The 18,257-nt window shown below is 65.2% G+C and carries 14 protein-coding genes; 10 read left to right on the plus strand and 4 right to left on the minus strand.

The annotated features are described in order from the left end of the window. The first annotated feature begins 103 nt into the window (after window positions 1–103). The 5 genes from mnmE to CK218_RS08055 all read left to right on the plus strand — a co-directional run bounded on the left by mnmE (window position 104) and on the right by CK218_RS08055 (window position 6,084). Window positions 104–1,417, plus strand: a complete 1,314-nt coding sequence (gene mnmE, locus CK218_RS08035; protein ID WP_095827370.1) for a tRNA uridine-5-carboxymethylaminomethyl(34) synthesis GTPase MnmE — start codon at window positions 104–106, stop codon at window positions 1,415–1,417. 393 nt (window positions 1,418–1,810) lie between these two features. Continuing rightward, window positions 1,811–3,685, plus strand: coding sequence for a tRNA uridine-5-carboxymethylaminomethyl(34) synthesis enzyme MnmG (mnmG, locus tag CK218_RS08040; RefSeq protein WP_095827371.1), 1,875 nt, complete (start codon window positions 1,811–1,813; stop codon window positions 3,683–3,685). Beyond that, on the plus strand, window positions 3,682–4,323 hold the full coding sequence (gene rsmG / locus CK218_RS08045) for a 16S rRNA (guanine(527)-N(7))-methyltransferase RsmG (RefSeq protein ID WP_095827372.1): 642 nt from the start codon (window positions 3,682–3,684) through the stop codon (window positions 4,321–4,323). Before mnmG ends, rsmG begins: the two co-directional genes overlap by 4 nt. 17 nt (window positions 4,324–4,340) lie before the next feature. After that, window positions 4,341–5,138 (plus strand): ParA family protein, encoded by a 798-nt coding sequence (locus CK218_RS08050; RefSeq protein ID WP_066991504.1) that lies wholly within the window; start codon window positions 4,341–4,343, stop codon window positions 5,136–5,138. Between the two features lie 55 nt (window positions 5,139–5,193). After that, window positions 5,194–6,084 (plus strand): ParB/RepB/Spo0J family partition protein, encoded by an 891-nt coding sequence (locus tag CK218_RS08055; protein ID WP_095827556.1) that lies wholly within the window; start codon window positions 5,194–5,196, stop codon window positions 6,082–6,084. A 185-nt stretch (window positions 6,085–6,269) separates the two neighbouring features. Here the strand turns inward: CK218_RS08055 and holA are convergent, their stop codons facing one another. Continuing rightward, a complete protein-coding gene (holA, locus tag CK218_RS08060; RefSeq protein ID WP_095827373.1) occupies window positions 6,270–7,313 on the minus strand; it encodes a DNA polymerase III subunit delta in 1,044 nt (347 codons plus the stop codon). A 532-nt stretch (window positions 7,314–7,845) separates the two neighbouring features. Here holA and CK218_RS08065 point away from each other — a divergent pair. The 4 genes from CK218_RS08065 (at window position 7,846) to lpdA (ending at window position 13,096) form a co-directional block, all read left to right on the plus strand. Continuing rightward, a complete protein-coding gene (locus tag CK218_RS08065) occupies window positions 7,846–9,078 on the plus strand; it encodes a 3-methyl-2-oxobutanoate dehydrogenase (2-methylpropanoyl-transferring) subunit alpha (RefSeq protein WP_066991510.1) in 1,233 nt (410 codons plus the stop codon). Between the two features lie 3 nt (window positions 9,079–9,081). Beyond that, window positions 9,082–10,095 carry an alpha-ketoacid dehydrogenase subunit beta gene (locus CK218_RS08070; RefSeq protein ID WP_095809658.1) on the plus strand — a complete coding sequence of 338 codons (1,014 nt, stop codon included), beginning with the start codon at window positions 9,082–9,084 and terminating at the stop codon, window positions 10,093–10,095. 13 nt (window positions 10,096–10,108) lie between these two features. Beyond that, window positions 10,109–11,422 carry a dihydrolipoamide acetyltransferase family protein gene (locus CK218_RS08075; RefSeq protein WP_095827374.1) on the plus strand — a complete coding sequence of 438 codons (1,314 nt, stop codon included), beginning with the start codon at window positions 10,109–10,111 and terminating at the stop codon, window positions 11,420–11,422. A 276-nt stretch (window positions 11,423–11,698) separates the two neighbouring features. Then, window positions 11,699–13,096 (plus strand): dihydrolipoyl dehydrogenase, encoded by a 1,398-nt coding sequence (lpdA, locus tag CK218_RS08080; RefSeq protein ID WP_095827557.1) that lies wholly within the window; start codon window positions 11,699–11,701, stop codon window positions 13,094–13,096. A 172-nt stretch (window positions 13,097–13,268) separates the two neighbouring features. Here lpdA and CK218_RS08085 read toward each other — a convergent pair whose 3' ends face one another. Continuing rightward, the gene (locus CK218_RS08085; RefSeq protein ID WP_095827375.1) at window positions 13,269–14,372 is read right to left on the minus strand and encodes a saccharopine dehydrogenase family protein; all 1,104 of its coding nucleotides are present in this window, start codon (window positions 14,370–14,372) and stop codon (window positions 13,269–13,271) included. Between the two features lie 120 nt (window positions 14,373–14,492). On the opposite strand from CK218_RS08085, the gene CK218_RS08090 reads away from it, so the two are divergent. Next, window positions 14,493–14,921: an Lrp/AsnC family transcriptional regulator gene (locus tag CK218_RS08090; RefSeq protein ID WP_066991894.1), complete on the plus strand. Its 429-nt coding sequence runs from the start codon at window positions 14,493–14,495 to the stop codon at window positions 14,919–14,921. A 160-nt stretch (window positions 14,922–15,081) separates the two neighbouring features. Here CK218_RS08090 and CK218_RS08095 read toward each other — a convergent pair whose 3' ends face one another. Both CK218_RS08095 and ugpC read right to left on the minus strand, forming a co-directional pair. After that, a complete protein-coding gene (locus tag CK218_RS08095) occupies window positions 15,082–17,109 on the minus strand; it encodes an aldo/keto reductase (protein WP_095827376.1) in 2,028 nt (675 codons plus the stop codon). Window positions 17,110–17,164: 55 nt separating this feature from the next. Then, window positions 17,165–18,250: a sn-glycerol-3-phosphate ABC transporter ATP-binding protein UgpC gene (gene ugpC / locus CK218_RS08100; RefSeq protein WP_066991529.1), complete on the minus strand. Its 1,086-nt coding sequence runs from the start codon at window positions 18,248–18,250 to the stop codon at window positions 17,165–17,167. Window positions 18,251–18,257 lie beyond the last annotated feature (7 nt).

Here is an 18,257-nt window from a genome sequence, read left to right on the forward strand (position 1 = left end):
GGCTCGGCTTGGTTGATAAGCAGGCAATTCCGGGAAAGCTGCGGCTGACTTCCGGAACGGCGCCTGAAAGAAGATACCTAGGGTGGTTCGGCAGGTCGGGCAAATGGCAACCTCGAAGGATTCTATCGTAGCGCTGTCGAGCGGTCGCCTGCCCGCCGGCATCGCCGTAATCCGCATCTCCGGCGCCAAGACTCGATTCGTACTCGAAACGATGGCCGGCGGCGGTCTTAAGGATCGCTTTACCACCTTGCGCAAGCTTATGGCACCGGACGGTTCGGTCATCGATCATGGGCTTGTCGTGTTCTTTCCCGGACCTGGCAGCTTCACCGGCGAGGACGTTGGCGAGTTCCATGTTCACGGCAGCCGCGCCGTTGCGGCAAAAATGCTGGAAACGCTCACCGGCTTTGCCGGCGTCAGACATGCCGAGCCTGGCGAATTCACGCGGCGCGCCTTTCTGAACGGCAAGCTCGATCTGGTCGAGACCGAGGCGCTGGCGGACCTCGTCAATGCCGAGACGGAGGCGCAGCGGCGCTTTGCCGTGCGTAACGCCGAGGGCGCGCAGAGCGAGCTCTATTCGGGGTGGCGCCGGCGGTTGATCCATGCTCGAGCAATGATCGAGGCGGAAATCGACTTCGCTGACGAGGAGGATGTGCCGGGTTCGGTCTCGAAGGCGGTCTGGACCGATGTGGCGACGATGGCCGACGAGATCGAACGCCACATTCAGGGGTTCAAGGCGGCCGAAATCATTCGCGATGGCTTCGAGGTCGTCATCCTCGGCGCGCCGAATGCCGGCAAGTCCAGTCTGTTCAACGCCCTGGCCCAACGCGAGGCGGCAATCGTCACCGACGAGCCGGGCACCACGCGCGACCTGCTGGAGGTGGTGCTGGACCTCCACGGGATGAGAGTTCGGGTCGTCGATACGGCAGGCCTGCGCGAGGCCGCCGGCAAGGTGGAGACGATCGGCATCGAACGAGCGCGCGCCAAGGCGGGTGGCGCCGACCTGGTTTTGCTGCTGGAGGATATGGTCGATCCACAGCCCGTCGGCGCGGTTCCGACAGGTGTTCCGCTCCTGAGGATCGGGACCAAAGCCGATCTCATGGGAGCGCGTAGAGGGGCCTATGGTTTGGCCGTCTCTTCCAAGGAAGGCACCGGATTGCCGGAACTGCTGGATGAGATTGCGGGTCGCGCCGCAGCCGCAGTCGGAGGGGCCGGTGACATCCTGCCGTCGAGGCTCCGCCATGTCGAGCTGCTGGAGGAGGCGAAGGATTTTATCTTGGTGGCGCTGGCGGGGCAAAGCCTGGAGCTGCGTGCAGAAGAGTTGCGGGTGGCCACGGACCGGCTTGGGCGAATTATCGGCGCTGTCGATGTCGAGGATATGCTCGACGTCATCTTTTCCCAGTTCTGCATCGGCAAGTGATTCACGTGAAACGCGGGGCGGCTGTGCGCGCCGGGTGATTCACGTGAAACAGCGACAGGATGTGGGCGGATGGGTGTTTCACGTGAAACGAGTCCGGCTCCAGACGCGTGGCGTGCTAATAAATCAAGGGCCAAACGGCGCTGCCCCTCATTGCCTGCCTCGTAGAAGGCGAGGACGGCTGGCCACTAAACCAACAGCGCTGATTCGCAGCGCTTGAGAAGTGAAAAATTGTCCGTGGGATAAGCGCCTCCCTTCTACGCGGGACGAGGTCGGACAGGCAGACCACCGGCACGCAGCCCTATCCCCGGCGATCACCTCCGCAACGGACTGCATCCTTGACAGCGGAGGCTGGCGGGGACATGTGTCAAAGCATCTCTGAAACGGATTCTTGCAATGACCAATCACTATGATGTGGTGGTGGTGGGCGGCGGCCATGCCGGATGCGAAGCGGCGGGCGCGGCTGCGCGCGCCGGCGCCAGGACGGCGCTGGTGACGCTGCGCTTCGAGACGATCGGCGTCATGTCCTGCAATCCGGCCATCGGCGGCCTCGGCAAGGGTCATCTCGTGCGCGAGATCGACGCCATGGACGGGTTGATGGGCCGCATTGCGGACGCTGCCGGCATCCAATTCCGCCTGCTGAACCGCCGCAAGGGCCCGGCGGTGCGTGGGCCGCGGACCCAGGCCGACCGCAAGCTCTATCGTCTTGCCATGCAGGCGGCGATCGGCGAGCAGGCCAATCTCGACGTGGTAGAAGGCGAAGTCCTGGACTTCGAGATCGAGAACGGTCGGGTTGCGGCCGTGCTGGTCTCCGGTGACAGGCGGCTCGCCTGCGGCGCCGTGGTGCTGACGACCGGTACATTCCTGCGAGGGCTGATCCATATCGGCGAGAAGAAGATCGTCGCCGGCCGGATGAACGAGCAAGCGAGCCATGGGCTCTCGGCGACGATGACGCGTGCCGGTTTCAAGCTCGGGCGGCTGAAGACCGGGACGCCCCCTCGCCTCGACGGCCGCACCATCGATTGGGCGTCGCTGGAAAGTCAGGCCGCGGACGATCACCCGGTGCCGTTCTCGCTGATGACAGACCGCATCGCGAACCCGCAGATCAAATGCGGTATTACTCGCACAACGCAGGCGACACATGAGTTGATTCGCCTCAATTTGAAGCGTTCGGCGATGTATTCCGGCTCGATCGAAGGCGTGGGGCCGCGCTATTGTCCATCTATCGAGGACAAGATCGTCAAGTTCGGCGATCGCGAGGGTCACCAGATCTTCCTCGAGCCGGAGGGCCTCGACGACGACACCGTCTATCCGAACGGCATCTCGACCTCGCTGCCGGAAGAGGTGCAGCTCGACATGTTGAAGACGATCCCCGGGCTGAAACGGGCGACGATGCTGCAGCCGGGGTACGCCATCGAGTATGACCACGTCGACCCGCGCGAGCTCAAGCCGACGCTGGAGACGAAGCGCGTCGCCGGGCTTTTTCTGGCGGGGCAGATTAACGGCACCACGGGCTACGAAGAAGCCGGCGCGCAAGGCCTGCTTGCCGGCATCAACGCCGCGCGCAGGGCATCGTCAAGCGAGCCGGTCGTGCTCAGCCGCACCGAAGCCTATATCGGCGTGATGATCGACGACCTCACCAGCCGCGGCATTGCCGAGCCCTATCGCATGTTCACTTCGCGGGCGGAGTTCCGGCTTTCGCTGCGCGCCGACAATGCAGACGAGCGGCTGACGCCGCTGGCCGACCGCTTGGGGATCGCCTCCTCCGAGCGGATGCAACGTTTCGGCGCGATCAGTGTGAAGCTCGACGCTGCCCGCGCGCTGGCAAAGTCGATCGCCTTCACGCCGAATGAAGCCGCGCGGCATGGACTGGAGATCAACCGGGACGGCGTTCGGCGTTCGGCCTACGACCTTCTCGCCTATCCCGGCGTCGACATGGCCTGGCTGACGCGGATCGAGCCACGGTTTGGCGAACTCGACTCCAACACGGCAGAGCGGCTTGAGACCGAGGCGAAATATTCCGTCTATCTCGAGCGCCAACAGGCTGACGTGGCGCAGATCAGGCACGAGGAATCGCGGCTCATTCCGGAGACCGTCGACTTCGCGGACGTGCCAGGCCTTTCCAATGAGCTGAAGCAGAAGATGAAGGCACGCCGGCCGCGCTCGATTGCCGACGCGCAGCGCATGGAAGGGATGACGCCAGCGGCTCTGGCGATCATTGTCGCGCATGTTCGCAATGCCGAGCTGGCTGCACGAAGGTCGGTCGCGTGAGTGGCGATGCCTGGGCGGACCTGCAGAAGGCAGCGGGTCCGGTTTCACGTGAAACATTCGAGCGGCTGCAGGCCTTCGAGCGGCATTTTCAAAAATGGAACCGCAGCATCAATCTGGCGGCGCCATCGACGCTAGACGACGTCTGGCGCCGCCACATCCTGGACAGCGCCCAGCTTGCGCGAATCGCGCCGACCGCAATGCGCTGGGTCGACCTCGGCTCGGGCGGCGGCTTTCCCGGATTGGTACTCGGTTTTCTGCTTGCAGAGCGGCCGGGCGCCACGATCGATCTGGTTGAAAGCAACCGCAAGAAGGCGTCGTTCCTGCAATCGGTCGTCGGCCAATTCGGCCTACCGGCGCGCGTGCTGGCGCGACGCATCGATGACAGCTATCCACTTGTTTCTGCACCGGAAGTCGTTACCGCGCGGGCATTGACGGCGCTTCCGGACCTGCTCGATCTTGCCGCACCCTGGCTGACCAAGGGCGCGCGTTCGCTTTTTCACAAAGGCCGGGATTACCGGGCCGAAGTGGAAGAAAGCGCTCACCGCTGGACCTTCGATCTGGTAGAACATCCAAGCATGACAGACGCTCATGGCGTCATTCTGGAAATCGCCGATCTGCACCCGGCGACCCCGCAATGAATCACTGGCATCGACCCATGAAAACTGGACCGCGTATCATCACCGTTGCCAACCAGAAGGGTGGCGTCGGCAAGACGACCACGGCGATCAATCTGGCGACGGCGCTGGCCGCGATCGGCGAGCGCGTGCTGATCGTCGACCTCGATCCGCAGGGCAATGCCAGTACCGGGCTCGGCATCGAACGCAAGGATCGCACCGTCTCGTCCTACGACGTGCTGACCGGCGAACTCGAGCTGGAGGCGGCCGCAGTGCCGACGGCGGTGCCGGGTTTGTCCATCGTGCCCTCAACCCTCGATCTGCTCGGCATCGAAATGGAGATCGCCTCGGCGCCAGACCGGGTGCTGCGCCTGCGCAATGCGCTGCGTGCGGCAGCCGCGCGCGCGGCGCCGTTCGGCTATGTGCTGATCGACTGCCCGCCGTCGCTCAACCTTTTGACTTTGAATTCAATGGCGGCGGCCGATTCCGTTCTGGTGCCGCTGCAATGCGAGTTCTTCGCGCTCGAAGGCCTTAGCCAACTGCTCGAAACGGTGGAGCAGGTGCGCGGCACGATCAATCCGGACCTCACCATCCAAGGCATCGTGCTCACCATGTTCGATGGCCGCAACAACCTGGCCAACCAGGTGGTGCAGGATGTGCGCGCGCATATGGGCGACAAGGTCTATGAGACGATCATCCCGCGCAACGTGCGCGTTTCCGAAGCACCGTCCTACGGCAAGCCGGCAATCCTTTACGACCTCAAATGTTCCGGCAGCCAGGCCTATCTGCAGCTTGCCTCGGAAGTGATCCGCCGCGAGCGCAAGCTGCGCGCCGCCTGAAAGCGCAGGCGAATTTCCCTAGCCGATTCGATTCCGAAACGATCTGGACAGAATGATGAGCGAAGACCAATCGAGAAAAAGACTGGGCCGCGGCCTCGCGGCGCTGATCGGCGAGATCGATCGTCCGGCAGCGGCCGAAAAGCCGAGCGCGGTCGCGGCGGATGGCAAGGTGCCGATCGAGTTCGTCAGTCCGAACCCGAAGAACCCGCGCCGGCATTTCGGCGACGCCGAACTCACTGACCTCGCCCAGTCGATCCGCGAGCATGGCGTGGTGCAGCCGGTGGTGGCGCGGCCCTCGCCGTCGCAGCCCGGCCGCTATGAGATCATCGCCGGCGAGCGGCGCTGGCGCGCCGCGCAGCGCGCGGGGCTGACCGAAATCCCGCTCATCGTGCGCGACGTCAACGACCGCACCGCGCTGGAGCTCGCAATCATCGAGAACGTGCAGCGCGCCGATCTCAATCCGGTCGAAGAAGCGCAGGGCTATCAGCAGCTGATCGACGAGCATGGCTACACGCAGGCCGATCTCGGCCAGGTGATCGGCAAGAGCCGCAGTCATGTCGCCAACACGCTGAGGCTCCTGAAGCTGCCTGACGTCATCCGCGACATGCTGGTCGACGGCGCGTTGTCGGCCGGACATGCCCGCACCCTGGTCACGGCCGGCGATCCGGCGGGGCTCGCCAAGCGGATCGTCGAGGAGGGGCTTTCGGTGCGCCAGGCCGAGGCGCTGGCGCAAATGCCCGCGGGACCGACCCCCGCCAAAGTAAGGTCCGCGCCGAGCGCGCCGGAAAAGGATCCCGACACGCTGGCCTTGGAAAAGCTGATGACCGACACGATCGGCATGATTGTCTCGATCGAGCATAAGGCCAAGGGCGGCACGCTGCGGGTCGACTACCGGTCGCTGGATCAGCTCGATGAGTTGTGCCGGCGGCTGAAGGATGACCGATAAGTAGCTGAATTACATGAAATTAGCCGACTAATAAAGTTCTGGCTTAGGATTAGATCTAGGCTGATATATTGGTGATAGGCACAACAAGGGCCGGCCGCTGCGTTGGCCTCTTCTTTTTTGCGGCGCCCGCGATAGGCGAAAGCCGAGGCGCCGGCCAATCGCCTCACAGGGGGAGGGCTGATCGCCTACCTCTGCGCCAATCTCGCGCTTTCCACCGCGATGCCGAGCAGCGCCTGACGGGCTAGCGCCTCCGACAGGTCGGGCCGCTTGCGCGTTTGCAGCACAGCTGCCTGCAGCCGGTTCAGCGCGCGGCCGAGGGCTTCGCTGTTCCAGCGCTCGAGCGTCTTTTCCACCAGCTTGCGGCGCGAGAAGAAGACCGGCGGACGCGCTCCCGCTACGACCGAGGCGGCGTTGCGGCCGCCGGATTCCATCTGGCCGCGCATGACCTGGATCGCCTGCAATTGCCGCATCGCCGAGGACAGCACCAGGAAAGGATGGCCGCCGGACGCACAATGCCGGGTGAAGGCAATGTCGAAATCTCCGACCTTGCCGTCGAGCATCGCGTCGACCGCACCGTCGAGGGAGGCGCCGGAGACATCGCCGGACAAGGCGTTGACGTCGTCGAGGTCGATCTCCTTCTTGCCATGGGCGTAGAGCACCAGCTTGTCGATCTCGCCGCGCGAGGCCAGACGGTCGCCGCCGAGATTGCGGCGCAGCGCCTGGCGGGCGTCGAGCGTCATCGACATGCCGGCCTTGCGCAGCTCGTCGTCGATCACCGAGTCGAGATCCCGGGCCTCGTCGGCATAGCAGGGCAAGGCGATGGCGTTGCCGGCTGCCTCGACGATGGCCCGCAGGCCAGTGCCCTTCTTCAGGTCGCCCGCCTCGATGAGGATGAGAGCATCCGGCGCCGGCTCCGCCGTCAGCGCCTTGATGTCGTCGGCCAGCGCCTTCTGGCCGCTGGCGTTGCGGACCCAAAGCAGCCGCCGGTCGGAAAACATCGGCACGGTGCGCGCCTCGTCGAGCAGACGGCCTTCGTCGCGGTCGACTTCCGCGCCATCCAGCATGACCACTGAGAAAGGGTCGTCGAGCGGCAGCCCGGTCTTCAACGCGAAGGTCTTGGCCCGCTCGGCGACCAGGCCGCGATCGGGGCCGTAAAGCAGGACGATGGCCATGGCCGGGTCCGGCCGCGCCAGCCACGAATCGACCTCGTATCCCTTCTTCTGTGCCATGCTGGGTGAGTTAGCATGAGGCGGAGACGGAGTGAACGGAGAAGCGGCCGGCCTCTCTTCATCATCCTCGGGCTTGACCCGAGGATCCATGCCGTGACTTTTGCCGGGGAGCGCCGGGGTGCAGAATATTCTCCAACCGCCGCAACGCGTCAACGTCGCGGCATGGATTCCAGGGGTCTGCGCGCGTCGCTCCGCTCCTTGCTCCGCCCTGGAATGACGACCCTGAAGCAGAGTCTGTCACGCCCCTCTGCCCTGCCGAGCAACTCCCCACGAGGGTGGAGATTAGCTGCGTCGGCCGGCGCGCATGCCTTGATTGTCTTTTGTGGCGGCAAACGCTCCGCAAACTTCCGCCAAATTGCGCGACGCTTGGAAACATCGACAAGAAATTTCAGCGCCATATCTGCATCTTGTCGGCCATGTGCCGCATCGGCTCGACGAGGCTGATGACCGGGAGGACGGCCGCCATCTCGCCCGATGAAATGGCGGCGCGGATGTGCAAGTATCGCACCGGCAACATTGGAGGACGAAGGTCATGGCCGATGCTGGAATGTTGCGCTTTCATGTCCCCGAGCCCGAGGTTCGGCCGGGCGGCACGCCCGACTTCTCGAATGTGACCATTCCCAAAGCGGGGTCCGTGCCGCGGCCGGAGGTCGATGTCGATCCGCGCACCATCCGCGACATGGCCTTCTCCATCATCCGCGTGCTTAACCGCGCCGGCGAAGCGGTCGGGCCATGGGCCGGGCTGCTCACCGACGAGGAGCTGCTCGAAGGCCTGCGCCATATGATGACGCTCAGGACCTTCGATGCGCGCATGCAGATGGCGCAGCGCCAAGGCAAGACCTCTTTCTACATGCAGCATCTGGGCGAAGAGGCGGTGAGCTGCGCCTTCCGCAAGGCACTCAAGCCTGGCGACATGAATTTCCCGACCTATCGGCAAGCCGGCCTGCTCATCGCCGACGGCTATCCGATGGTTGCGATGATGAACCAGATCTATTCCAACGAGGCCGATCCGCTGAAGGGCCGGCAGCTGCCGATCATGTACTCCTCGAAGGAGCACGGCTTCTTCTCGATCTCCGGCAATCTGGCGACGCAGTACATCCAGGCGGTCGGCTGGGCGATGGCCTCGGCGATCTCCAACGATTCCCGCATCGCCGCGGCCTGGATCGGCGACGGCTCGACCGCGGAGTCCGATTTCCATGCGGCGTTGGTCTTCGCCTCGACCTACAAGGCCCCGGTCGTGCTCAATGTCGTCAACAACCAGTGGGCCATCTCCACCTTCCAGGGCATTGCCCGCGGCGGCTCGGGCACTTTCGCCGCGCGCGGTCTAGGCTTCGGCATCCCGTCGCTGCGGGTCGACGGCAACGACTATCTCGCCGTCCATGCGGTAGCCAAATGGGCGATCGAGCGGGCGCGTCGCAATCTCGGGCCGACCTTGGTCGAATATGTCACCTATCGCGTCGGCGCGCATTCGAGCTCGGACGATCCGTCGGCCTACCGGCCGAAGGCGGAATCGGACGCCTGGCCGCTCGGCGACCCGATCATCCGGCTGAAGAACCATCTCATCCACAAGCAAGTCTGGACGGAACAGCGCCACATCCAGGCGGAAGCCGAGATCCTCGAAACCGTGATCGCGGCGCAGAAGGAAGCCGAAAGCCACGGCACGCTGCATGCCGGCGGCAAGCCGTCGACGCGCGACATGTTCGAAGGCGTCTATGCCGAGACGCCGCCGCATCTAAGGCGCCAACGCCAGCAGGCAGGGGTCTGATCGATGCCCAGACGCACCATGATCGAGGCGATCCGCGACGCCATGGATGTCTCGATGGCTCGCGACGAGCGCGTCATCGTCTATGGCGAGGATGTCGGCTTTTTCGGCGGCGTGTTCCGCTGCACGCAGGGCCTGCAGGCCAAATACGGCAAGAACCGCTGCTTCGATGCGCCGATCAGCGAATCCGGCATTGTCGGCTCGGCGATCGGCATGGCCGCCTATGGGCTGAGGCCCTGCGTCGAGGTGCAGTTCGCCGACTATGTCTATCCGGCTTACGACCAGATCGTCTCGGAAGCGGCGCGGCTGCGCTACCGCTCCAACAACGATTTCACCTGCCCGATCGTCGTCAGGATGCCGACCGGCGGTGGCATCTTCGGTGGCCAGACGCACAGCCAGAGCCCGGAAGCGCTGTTCACGCATGTCTCCGGCCTCAAGACGGTGGTGCCGTCCAACCCGCATGACGCCAAGGGGCTATTGATCGCCGCGATCGAGGATCCGGACCCGGTCATCTTCCTGGAACCGAAGCGGCTCTACAACGGCCCCTTCGACGGCCATCACGACAACCCGGTGACGCCTTGGTCGAAGCACGAGCTCGGCGAGGTGGCGGATGGCCATTACACCATACCGCTCGGCAAGGCGGCGATCCGCCGGCAAGGCTCGGCGGTCACCGTGCTCGCCTACGGCACCATGGTCTATGTCGCGCAGGCCGCGGCCGCGGAAACCGGCATCGATGCCGAAATCATCGACCTCAGGACGCTCCTGCCGCTCGACCTCGACACGATCGTCGCCTCGGTGAAGAAGACCGGGCGCTGCGTCGTCGTGCATGAGGCGACGCTGACCTCCGGCTTCGGCGCCGAGCTCGCGGCGCTGGTGCAGGAGAACTGCTTCTACCATCTGGAGGCGCCAGTGGCGCGGGTCGCCGGCTGGGACACGCCCTATCCGCATGCGCAGGAGTGGGAGTATTTCCCCGGCCCCGCGCGGGTCGGGCGCGCGCTCGTCGAGACCATGGAAGCCTGAGGGGGGCCGGACGATGGGCGAATATGTCATCAAGCTTCCCGATGTCGGCGAAGGCGTCGCCGAGGCCGAGCTTGTCGAATGGCATGTCAAGATCGGCGACCTGGTGCGCGAGGATGCGGTGCTGGCGGCCGTCATGACCGACAAGGCGACCGTCGAGATCCCCTCGCCGGTCGATGGCGAGATCCTCTGGCTCGGCGCCGAGATCGGCGACACGGTGGCGATCGGCTCGCCGATCGTGCGGCTTAAAATAGCCGGCGAAGGCAATGTGAAAGCAGGCAGCGGTGCCAAGGCCGCGCCGAAGGCAGAAGCGCCGGCCGAGCCCGTGGAGGCAAAGTCCCAACCGCTGTCGGACGCCTCGAAAGCGGCGCCGAAACCGGCACAGATCCCGGCCCAGCCTTCCGTCGCGGCACCGAAGGCTGGGCGCCCGGCGTCCGTCATCGGCGCGCCGCGCGCGGAAGGCGAAAAGCCGCTGGCTTCTCCTGCCGTCCGACTGCGCGCCAAGGAAGCCGGCATCGATCTGCGCCAGGTTGCAGGCAGCGGTCCGGCCGGGCGCATCAGCCATGAGGACATCGAGGCCTTCCTGGCGCGCGGCCCGCAGCTTGCCCGCGCCACCGGCCTTGCCCGCAAGGAGGGCATCGAGGACATCAAGGTCGTCGGGCTGCGGCGCAAGATCGCCGAGAAGATGGCGCTCGCAAAGTCGCACATTCCCCATATCACCTATGTCGAGGAGATCGACGTCACGGCGCTGGAAGAACTGCGCGCCGCGCTCAACAAAGAGAAGCGGCAAGACCGGCCGAAGCTGACGCTGCTGCCGTTCCTGATGCGGGCAATGGTCAAGGCGATCGCCGATCAGCCGAACCTCAACGCGCTGTTCGACGACGAGGCCGGCGTTATTCACCAACACGCGGGCATCCATGTCGGCATCGCCGCCCAGACGCCGACCGGGCTCGTCGTGCCGGTGGTCAAGCATGCCGAGGCGCGCGACCTCTGGGAAAGCGCCGCCGAGATCAACCGGCTTGCCGACGCGGCCAAGTCCGGCACGGCGACGCGCGATGAGCTTTCCGGCTCGACCATCACCATCACCTCGCTCGGGGCGATGGGCGGCGTGGCGACCACGCCGGTCATCAATTATCCGGAAGTGGCGATCGTCGGCGTCAACAAGATCATGGTTCGGCCGGTATGGGACGGCGCGCAGTTCCTTCCGCGCAAGATGATGAATCTGTCGTCAAGCTTCGACCATCGCGTCATCGACGGCTGGGACGCCGCGGTTTTCGTGCAGCGGATCAAGGCGTTGCTTGAGACGCCGGCGCTGATCTTCGTGGAATAGTCGTATGGATACGGACGACGTTGCCCCCTCGTCATCCTCGGGCTTGACCCGAGGATCCATGCCGCGACCTCGCCCGAAGGGCGCGGCGGACCAGAATTCTGGACCGTTGCAACGCCTTCACGTCACGGCATGGATCCTGGGGTCTACGCGCGTCGCTACGCTCCTTGCTCCGCCCCAGGATCACGAGATTCCACGGATATCGGCCAATCGCCACGCTCTGCGTTCGCCAGGCCCTAACCCTCTGCCAAAATCCCCGTGCTCAGCAACGAGAAGCCCATGAAAGAGATCTCCTGCAAGCTGCTCGTCATCGGCGCCGGTCCGGGCGGCTATGTCTGCGCCATCCGCGCCGGGCAGCTCGGCGTCGACACGGTGATCGTCGAGTTCGGCAAGCCGGGCGGCACCTGCCTCAATGTCGGCTGCATCCCGTCCAAGGCGCTAATCCATGCGGCGGAAGAGTTCGAGAAGATCGCGAACATGGCCGGCGGCAAGGGGCCGCTCGGCATCGCGGTCGCCCCGCCGACGCTCGACCTGACCAAGACGGTCGCATGGAAGGACGGTATCGTTAGCCGGCTGAACAGCGGCGTCGCTGGGCTGCTGAAGAAAGCCAAGGTCAAGACAGTGCAGGGCTGGGCGACGTTCCGCGACGGCAAGACCGTCGAGGTCGAGACCGAGACGGGAAGCCAGGTGATCCGCGCCGAGGCGGTGGTGATCGCCAGCGGCTCGGTGCCGGCCGAACTGCCGTTCATGCCCTTCGGCGGCCCGGTCATCTCGTCGACCGAAGCGCTGGCGCTGAGCGAGGTGCCGGACAAGCTCGCCGTCGTCGGCGGCGGCTATATCGGGCTCGAGCTCGGCATGGCCTTCGCCAAGATGGGCGCCAAGGTCGCCGTGGTCGAAGCCCTGCCGCGCGTGCTTGCGCAATATGATGCCGAGCTGACGCGGCCGGTGCTGAAGCGGCTCGGCGAGCTCGGCATCGAGGTGATGCTGGGTGCCAAGGCCAAGGGGCTGTCGACCAAGGGCGATGCGCTGCTGGTCGAGACGGCAGATGGCAAGAACGCCAAGATCGCCGCCGACAAGGTCCTGGTCACGGTGGGGCGCAAGCCGCTCACCGAGGGCTGGGGGCTGGAGCAGATCGACCTCGACACGGTCGGAAGATTCATCCGCATCGACGACCAGTGCCGCACCTCGATGCGGGGCATCTACGCTATCGGCGATGTCACCGGAGAGCCGATGCTGGCGCACCGGGCGATGGCGCAGGGCGAGATGGTGGCCGAGATCGTCGCCGGCCACAAACGAGGCTGGGACAAGCGCGCGATCCCGGCGATCTGCTTCACCGATCCCGAGCTGGTCACCGCCGGCCTGTCGCCGGACGAGGCGAAGGCGCTCGCCGGCGAGATCAAGATCGGACATTTTCCGTTCGCAGCCAACGGCCGCGCCATGACCAGGCAAGGCGAGGACGGGTTCGTGCGCATCGTCGCCCGCGCGGACAACCATCTGGTGCTGGGCATCCAGGCGGTCGGGCAGGGCGTTTCGGAATTGGCCGCGGCCTTTGGCCTTGCGCTCGAAATGGGCGCGCGGCTGGAGGATATAGCAGGCACCATTCATGCGCATCCGACCCAGGGCGAGGGCTTCCAGGAAGCGGCGCTGAAGGCGCTCGGGCACGCGCTGCATGTTTAGAGGGAGCGGGATCTCCCCCCTTGAGGGGGAGATGGCCGGCATGCCAGAGGGGGTCGCCGCGCGTGAAGCGCCAACTTCCGTCTTTGGCTTTCACATGCGCTGCACTGGTTGAGAGGACCCCCCTCTGTCGCCTTTGGCGACATCTCCCCCTCAAGGGGGGAGATCACAAAGCTCAGCCCGCCAGGCGGCTCGCCGTCTCGTGCTGGGCGTAGGCGCGGCCGAAGCGGTTGGCCAGAAATGCGTCGAGCGCGATGTCTTCCTGCCGGACGAAACCTTTCGCCGGCAGCGTGCCGTCGGCCAGCATGTCGAGCACGGCGCAGATGCCGGAGGCGGTGGTGATCTGGATGGCGCTGCGCACGACGTTGCCGACGCGGTGCGAATAGATCTTGTTGGCGTAGGTCTCCTGCAGCAGGCGGCCGTTGCGGCGGCCCGAGACGGTGACGAAGACGATGACGACATCCTGCAGCGTCGCCGGCAGGGCGCTCTCGAAAATGTCCTTCAGCACGTCGCGGCGGTGGCGCAGCCCGAGGTCGTTGAGCAGCGCCTTCATGATGGCGGCATGACCGGGATAGCGGATGGTGCGGTAGTTCAGCGTCCGCACCTTGCCTTTCAGCGTCTCGGCCAGAGTGCCGAGTCCGCCGGAGGTGTTGAAGGCCTCGTAGGTGACGCCGTCGAGCGAGAATTCCTCGCGCTCCTCCAGCGGGGGCACCTCGACCAGCTCGCCCTCGACGATCGCCTCGCAAGGCTCGCAATATTCGTTGATGACGCCGTCGGTGCTCCAGGTGAGGTTGTAGTTCAAAGCGTTCGACGGATATTGCGGCAGCGCGCCGACGCGCATGCGCACGCTTTCCAGCGTGTCGAAGCGGCTGGCCAGATCGTTGGCGACGATCGAAATGAAGCCCGGCGCCAGGCCGCATTGCGGGATGAAGGCGCTCTTGCCCTCGCGCGCCAGCTCCTTGACCCGACGGGTGCTGGCGACGTCCTCGGTGAGGTCGAGATAATGCACGCCCGCCTTCGCCGCAGCCTCGGCGATGCGGGTGGTGAGGTGGAAGGGCGCGGCGCTCAGCACGGCGAATTTGCCGGCAAGCGCTGCCTCAAGCGCGCCGGGCACGGCGATGTCGAGCTCCTTGCTCTCGACGCCGGCCGGCAATTCGGCTGCGGCGAGCTGGGCCGCCGAGCGGTCGACCACCGTGACGCGGTAGTTTCCCGTGGTGGTAAGCATTTCAGCGATGGTCGAGCCGATCTTGCCGGCGCCGACGACAACAATGTTTTTCATGACGATACCCCTGCCAGTTCGAATTGGCAGGAATCATCGCAGCTTGCCTGTCGAAAGGAAGCTCGGAATCTGGCAAAGTGAAGCTGAACATAGCGCAATTTGCCGAAGGGTTTCGTCGAAATGATCAGTGAAGCTGAACAGGCCCTGCTGACGCTGCTGCGCGCCAACGCGCGCGCCTCCACCGCCGAGCTGGCGAGAAAGCTCGGCGTGTCGCGCACCACGGTGCAGAGCCGGATCGAGCGGCTGGAGCAGCGCGGCATCATCGCCGGCTACGGCGTCAGGCTGTCGCCCGACTATGAGCAGGGTCTGGTCAAGGCGCATGTGCTGCTCACCGTCACGCCGAAACTCGCCGACAAGGTGGTGCGTAGCCTGGAGGCGATGCCGCCGGTCCGGACGGTGCATTCGGTGAGCGGCAATTTCGACATGATCGTCATCGTCGACGCGCCGTCGATCCGCGATCTCGACGCGCTGCTCGATCAGATCGGGGCAATGGAGGGAGTAGAGCGGACGTCGTCGTCGATTATTTTGTCGACGCGGGTTGATCGGTGAGGGCATCGAAACTGGTGATCTCCCCCCTTGCGGGGCAGGCCAGAGGGGGTCGCCTCGCGTGGAGCGCCAACCTCCATCTGCCGCAGCAGGCCGAGCCTAGTCGGACCGACCCCCTCTGGCCGCTTTGCGGCCATCTCCCCCTCGAGGGGGGAGATTGGCGCTACGCCCTCCGTCTCTCCGGCCCGTTGTCGAGCCACTCCAGATCGTCCGGCGACAGGGCGATATCCAGCGCCTTGAGGCTGTCCTCCAACTCGTCCAGCGTGCGCGGACCGATCAGCGGAACGGACGGGAAGGGCTGCGCCAGGACATAGGCGAGCGCGACATGGATCGGGCTTTTGCCGAGCCTGCTTGCAAGTTCGATGGCGCGGTCGCGACGGCCGAAGTTCTTTTCCGAATACCAGACCCGCACCAGCTCTTCATTGTCGGTGCGGTCGCGGCCGGCGCGGTCGGTGAAGAAGCCGCGGCCCTGGCTCGACCAGGCGAAGTTGGGCATTTGCCGCGCCGTCAGCCAAGCTTTCCAATCGTCGGTGGAAGAGGTGATGCAGCCGGCCCATATCGGCTCCAGCATCTCGGCCAGCGAAAAATTGTTGGAAAGCGCACCGGGCTTCTGCTTTCCGGTGCGTTCGGCATAGGCGATCGCCGCGTCCATACGCTCCATCGTCCAGTTGGAGCCGCCGAACAGGCCGCGGATGCGGCCGGCCTTGACCTCGCGGTCCATGGCATCGACGAACTCGCCGACCGGCACGTCCGGATTGTCGCGATGCATGAAATAAATGTCCACATGGTCGGTCTGCAGCCGGTCGAGCGTCTGGGCGAGCTGCTTGCCGATCACATCGGGATAGCAGAGCGGCGTGTGCGCGCCCTTGGCGATGATGACCGACTGCTGGCGCACGCCGCGATTGCTCAGCCATTGCCCAAGCAGCGTTTCGGTGTAGCCGGCGCCATAGACGAAGCCGGTGTCGAACAGGTTGCCGCCGGCCTCGAAATAGGCGTCGAGCAGGATCGAGCCCGAGGAGAAGGTGCGGAAATCCTCGAAGCCGAGCGCCAGGCGCGAGACGGGCTTCGGCAGGCCCGGAATCGCGCGTTTGCCGATGGCTGTGCCGTTGGCGCCGAGCGGCCGGCCGGAGATGGTGTTGACGCGCTTAGCCGGCCTTTCGATCTCGTATTCCAGCCCGACGGCGGCGCGCCATTTGTCGAGAACGCGCAACGTGCCCAGGCTGTCGGTCCAGCCCATGCCCGGCCAGGCGAATTCCTGGCGGCCGGCCAGGATCGCCTCGCCGGCGGCGTCAACCTCGAAGGAATAGAGGTGGCGGGTCTCGTTGACACTGATCACCTCGCGCGTGCCGCCGGACCGGATCACCTCGATCCGGCCCGGTCCGACATCGCGGTTGCCACCGGCGAACCAGAAGTCCGGCACCTCGATTTGGCCGTTGGTGCCGAAAATGCGCAGGACATTGTCCTGGTTAAGCGAGATGCTGCACGAGACCTCGGCGACGATGCCGCCGGGGAAATGGAGCAGCGCCGAGGCCCATTCATCGACGCCGGACTGGCCGAGATGGCCCGCACCGACGACCTTGTCCGGCTCGAGGAAAGGCTTTCCCGCCGCGGCGCCGGCAATCAGCCGCGCCATCGAGACCGGGTAGCCGCCGACGTCGAGGATGCCGCCGCCGGCCAGCTCGTTGGCGTAGAGCCGGTGCTCCGGCATGAAGCCCGGCATAGCGAAGCCGAAGCTCGACTTGATCATGCGGACCTCGCCGATGGCGCCCGATTTGATCAGCTCGACCAGCTGCAGCGTCTGCGGATGCAGCCGGTACATGAAAGCTTCGCCCAGGAAGGTGCCCGCTTTTCGCGCCGCATGCATCATGGCGTCGGCCTCGAAGGCGGTGAGCGCCAGCGGCTTTTCGCACAGCACATGCTTGCCGGCCTCTGCCGCCTTGATCGCCCATTCGGCATGGCCTGGATGCGGGATCGAAATATAGACCGCATCGACGTCCTCGTCGGCAAGCAGCGCGTCATAGCCGTCAAGGATGCGCGCGCCCGGAAACGTCTCGGCAAGGCCCGGCTTGCCGGGATTGCGAGCGCCGAGCGCGACCAGCTCGCCGGTGCGCGACTGTGCCAGGCCGCCGGCAAAGGATTTGGCGATGCTGCCGGGTCCGAGAATGCCCCAGCGAATTTTTCCGGATGTCATGTCGAATTCTCCATGCGGTCGCCGCCACGCCTTCGCGATCGGGCAGAAAGGAAAGTCAGCGAATCCTGGCGCCTGTCTTGTCGAAGAGCAGCGAGCGCTCGGCCTTGATCGAGACGGTGAAGTGGTCGCTGCCGGCGCGCTGGCGCCTGGCCTCGCGCTCGATGATCAGCTCCTCCGGCCCGGCATCGGCGTAGACATAGCTGACCGAGCCCAGATGCTCGGCGACGTCGGCCTTCACCGGAATGTCGCAGTCGCCCTCGCCGGCCTCGAAGAAATGCTCCGGCCTGACGCCGAGCACGACCTCCGCGCCGGGCGCCGGCAAGGGGCCGCAGAGCGGCTTGCGCAGCCTGGCGCCGCCATGATTGACGAGCTCGATGGTCGCGGCGCTGTTGGACAAATCGACGACCTTCGCCGCGATGAAATTCATCTTCGGGGAACCGATGAAACCGGCGACGAAACGGTTGGCCGGATCGTCGTAAAGGTCGAGCGGGGCGCCGATCTGCTCGACATTGCCGGCCTTGAGCACGACGATGCGGTCGGCCAGCGTCATCGCCTCGGTCTGGTCGTGCGTCACATAGATCATGGTGACGCCGAGCTCTTTGTGCAGGCGCGAGATCTCGACACGCATCTGCACCCGCAGTTCGGCGTCGAGATTCGAAAGCGGCTCGTCGAACAGGAAGACCTGCGGCTCGCGCACGATGGCGCGGCCGATGGCGACGCGCTGGCGCTGGCCGCCGGACAATTGCTTCGGCCGACGCTGCATTAGCTCGTCTATGCAAAGAATTTCGGCGGCGCGCTTGACCCGCCGTTCGGTGTCGGCCTTCGGATTGCCGTTCATGCGCAGGCCGAAGCTCAGATTCTGCTCCACCGTCATGTGCGGATAGAGCGCGTAAGACTGGAACACCATGGCGATGCCGCGGTCGGCCGGCTCGACATCGTTTACCACCTTGCCGCCGATGGCGATCTCGCCGCCGCTGATGTCCTCCAGCCCGGCGACCATGCGAAGAAGCGTGGACTTGCCGCATCCCGACGGGCCGACGAAGACGACGAACTCCCCGTCGGCAATGTCGATATTGGCGCCATGGACGACCTCGAAGGTGCCGAAACGCTTGACGACATTGGTGAGGGTGACGGCCGCCATCTCGTTC

The organism is Mesorhizobium sp. WSM3879 (assembly GCF_002294915.1).
Lineage (GTDB): Bacteria > Pseudomonadota > Alphaproteobacteria > Rhizobiales > Rhizobiaceae > Mesorhizobium.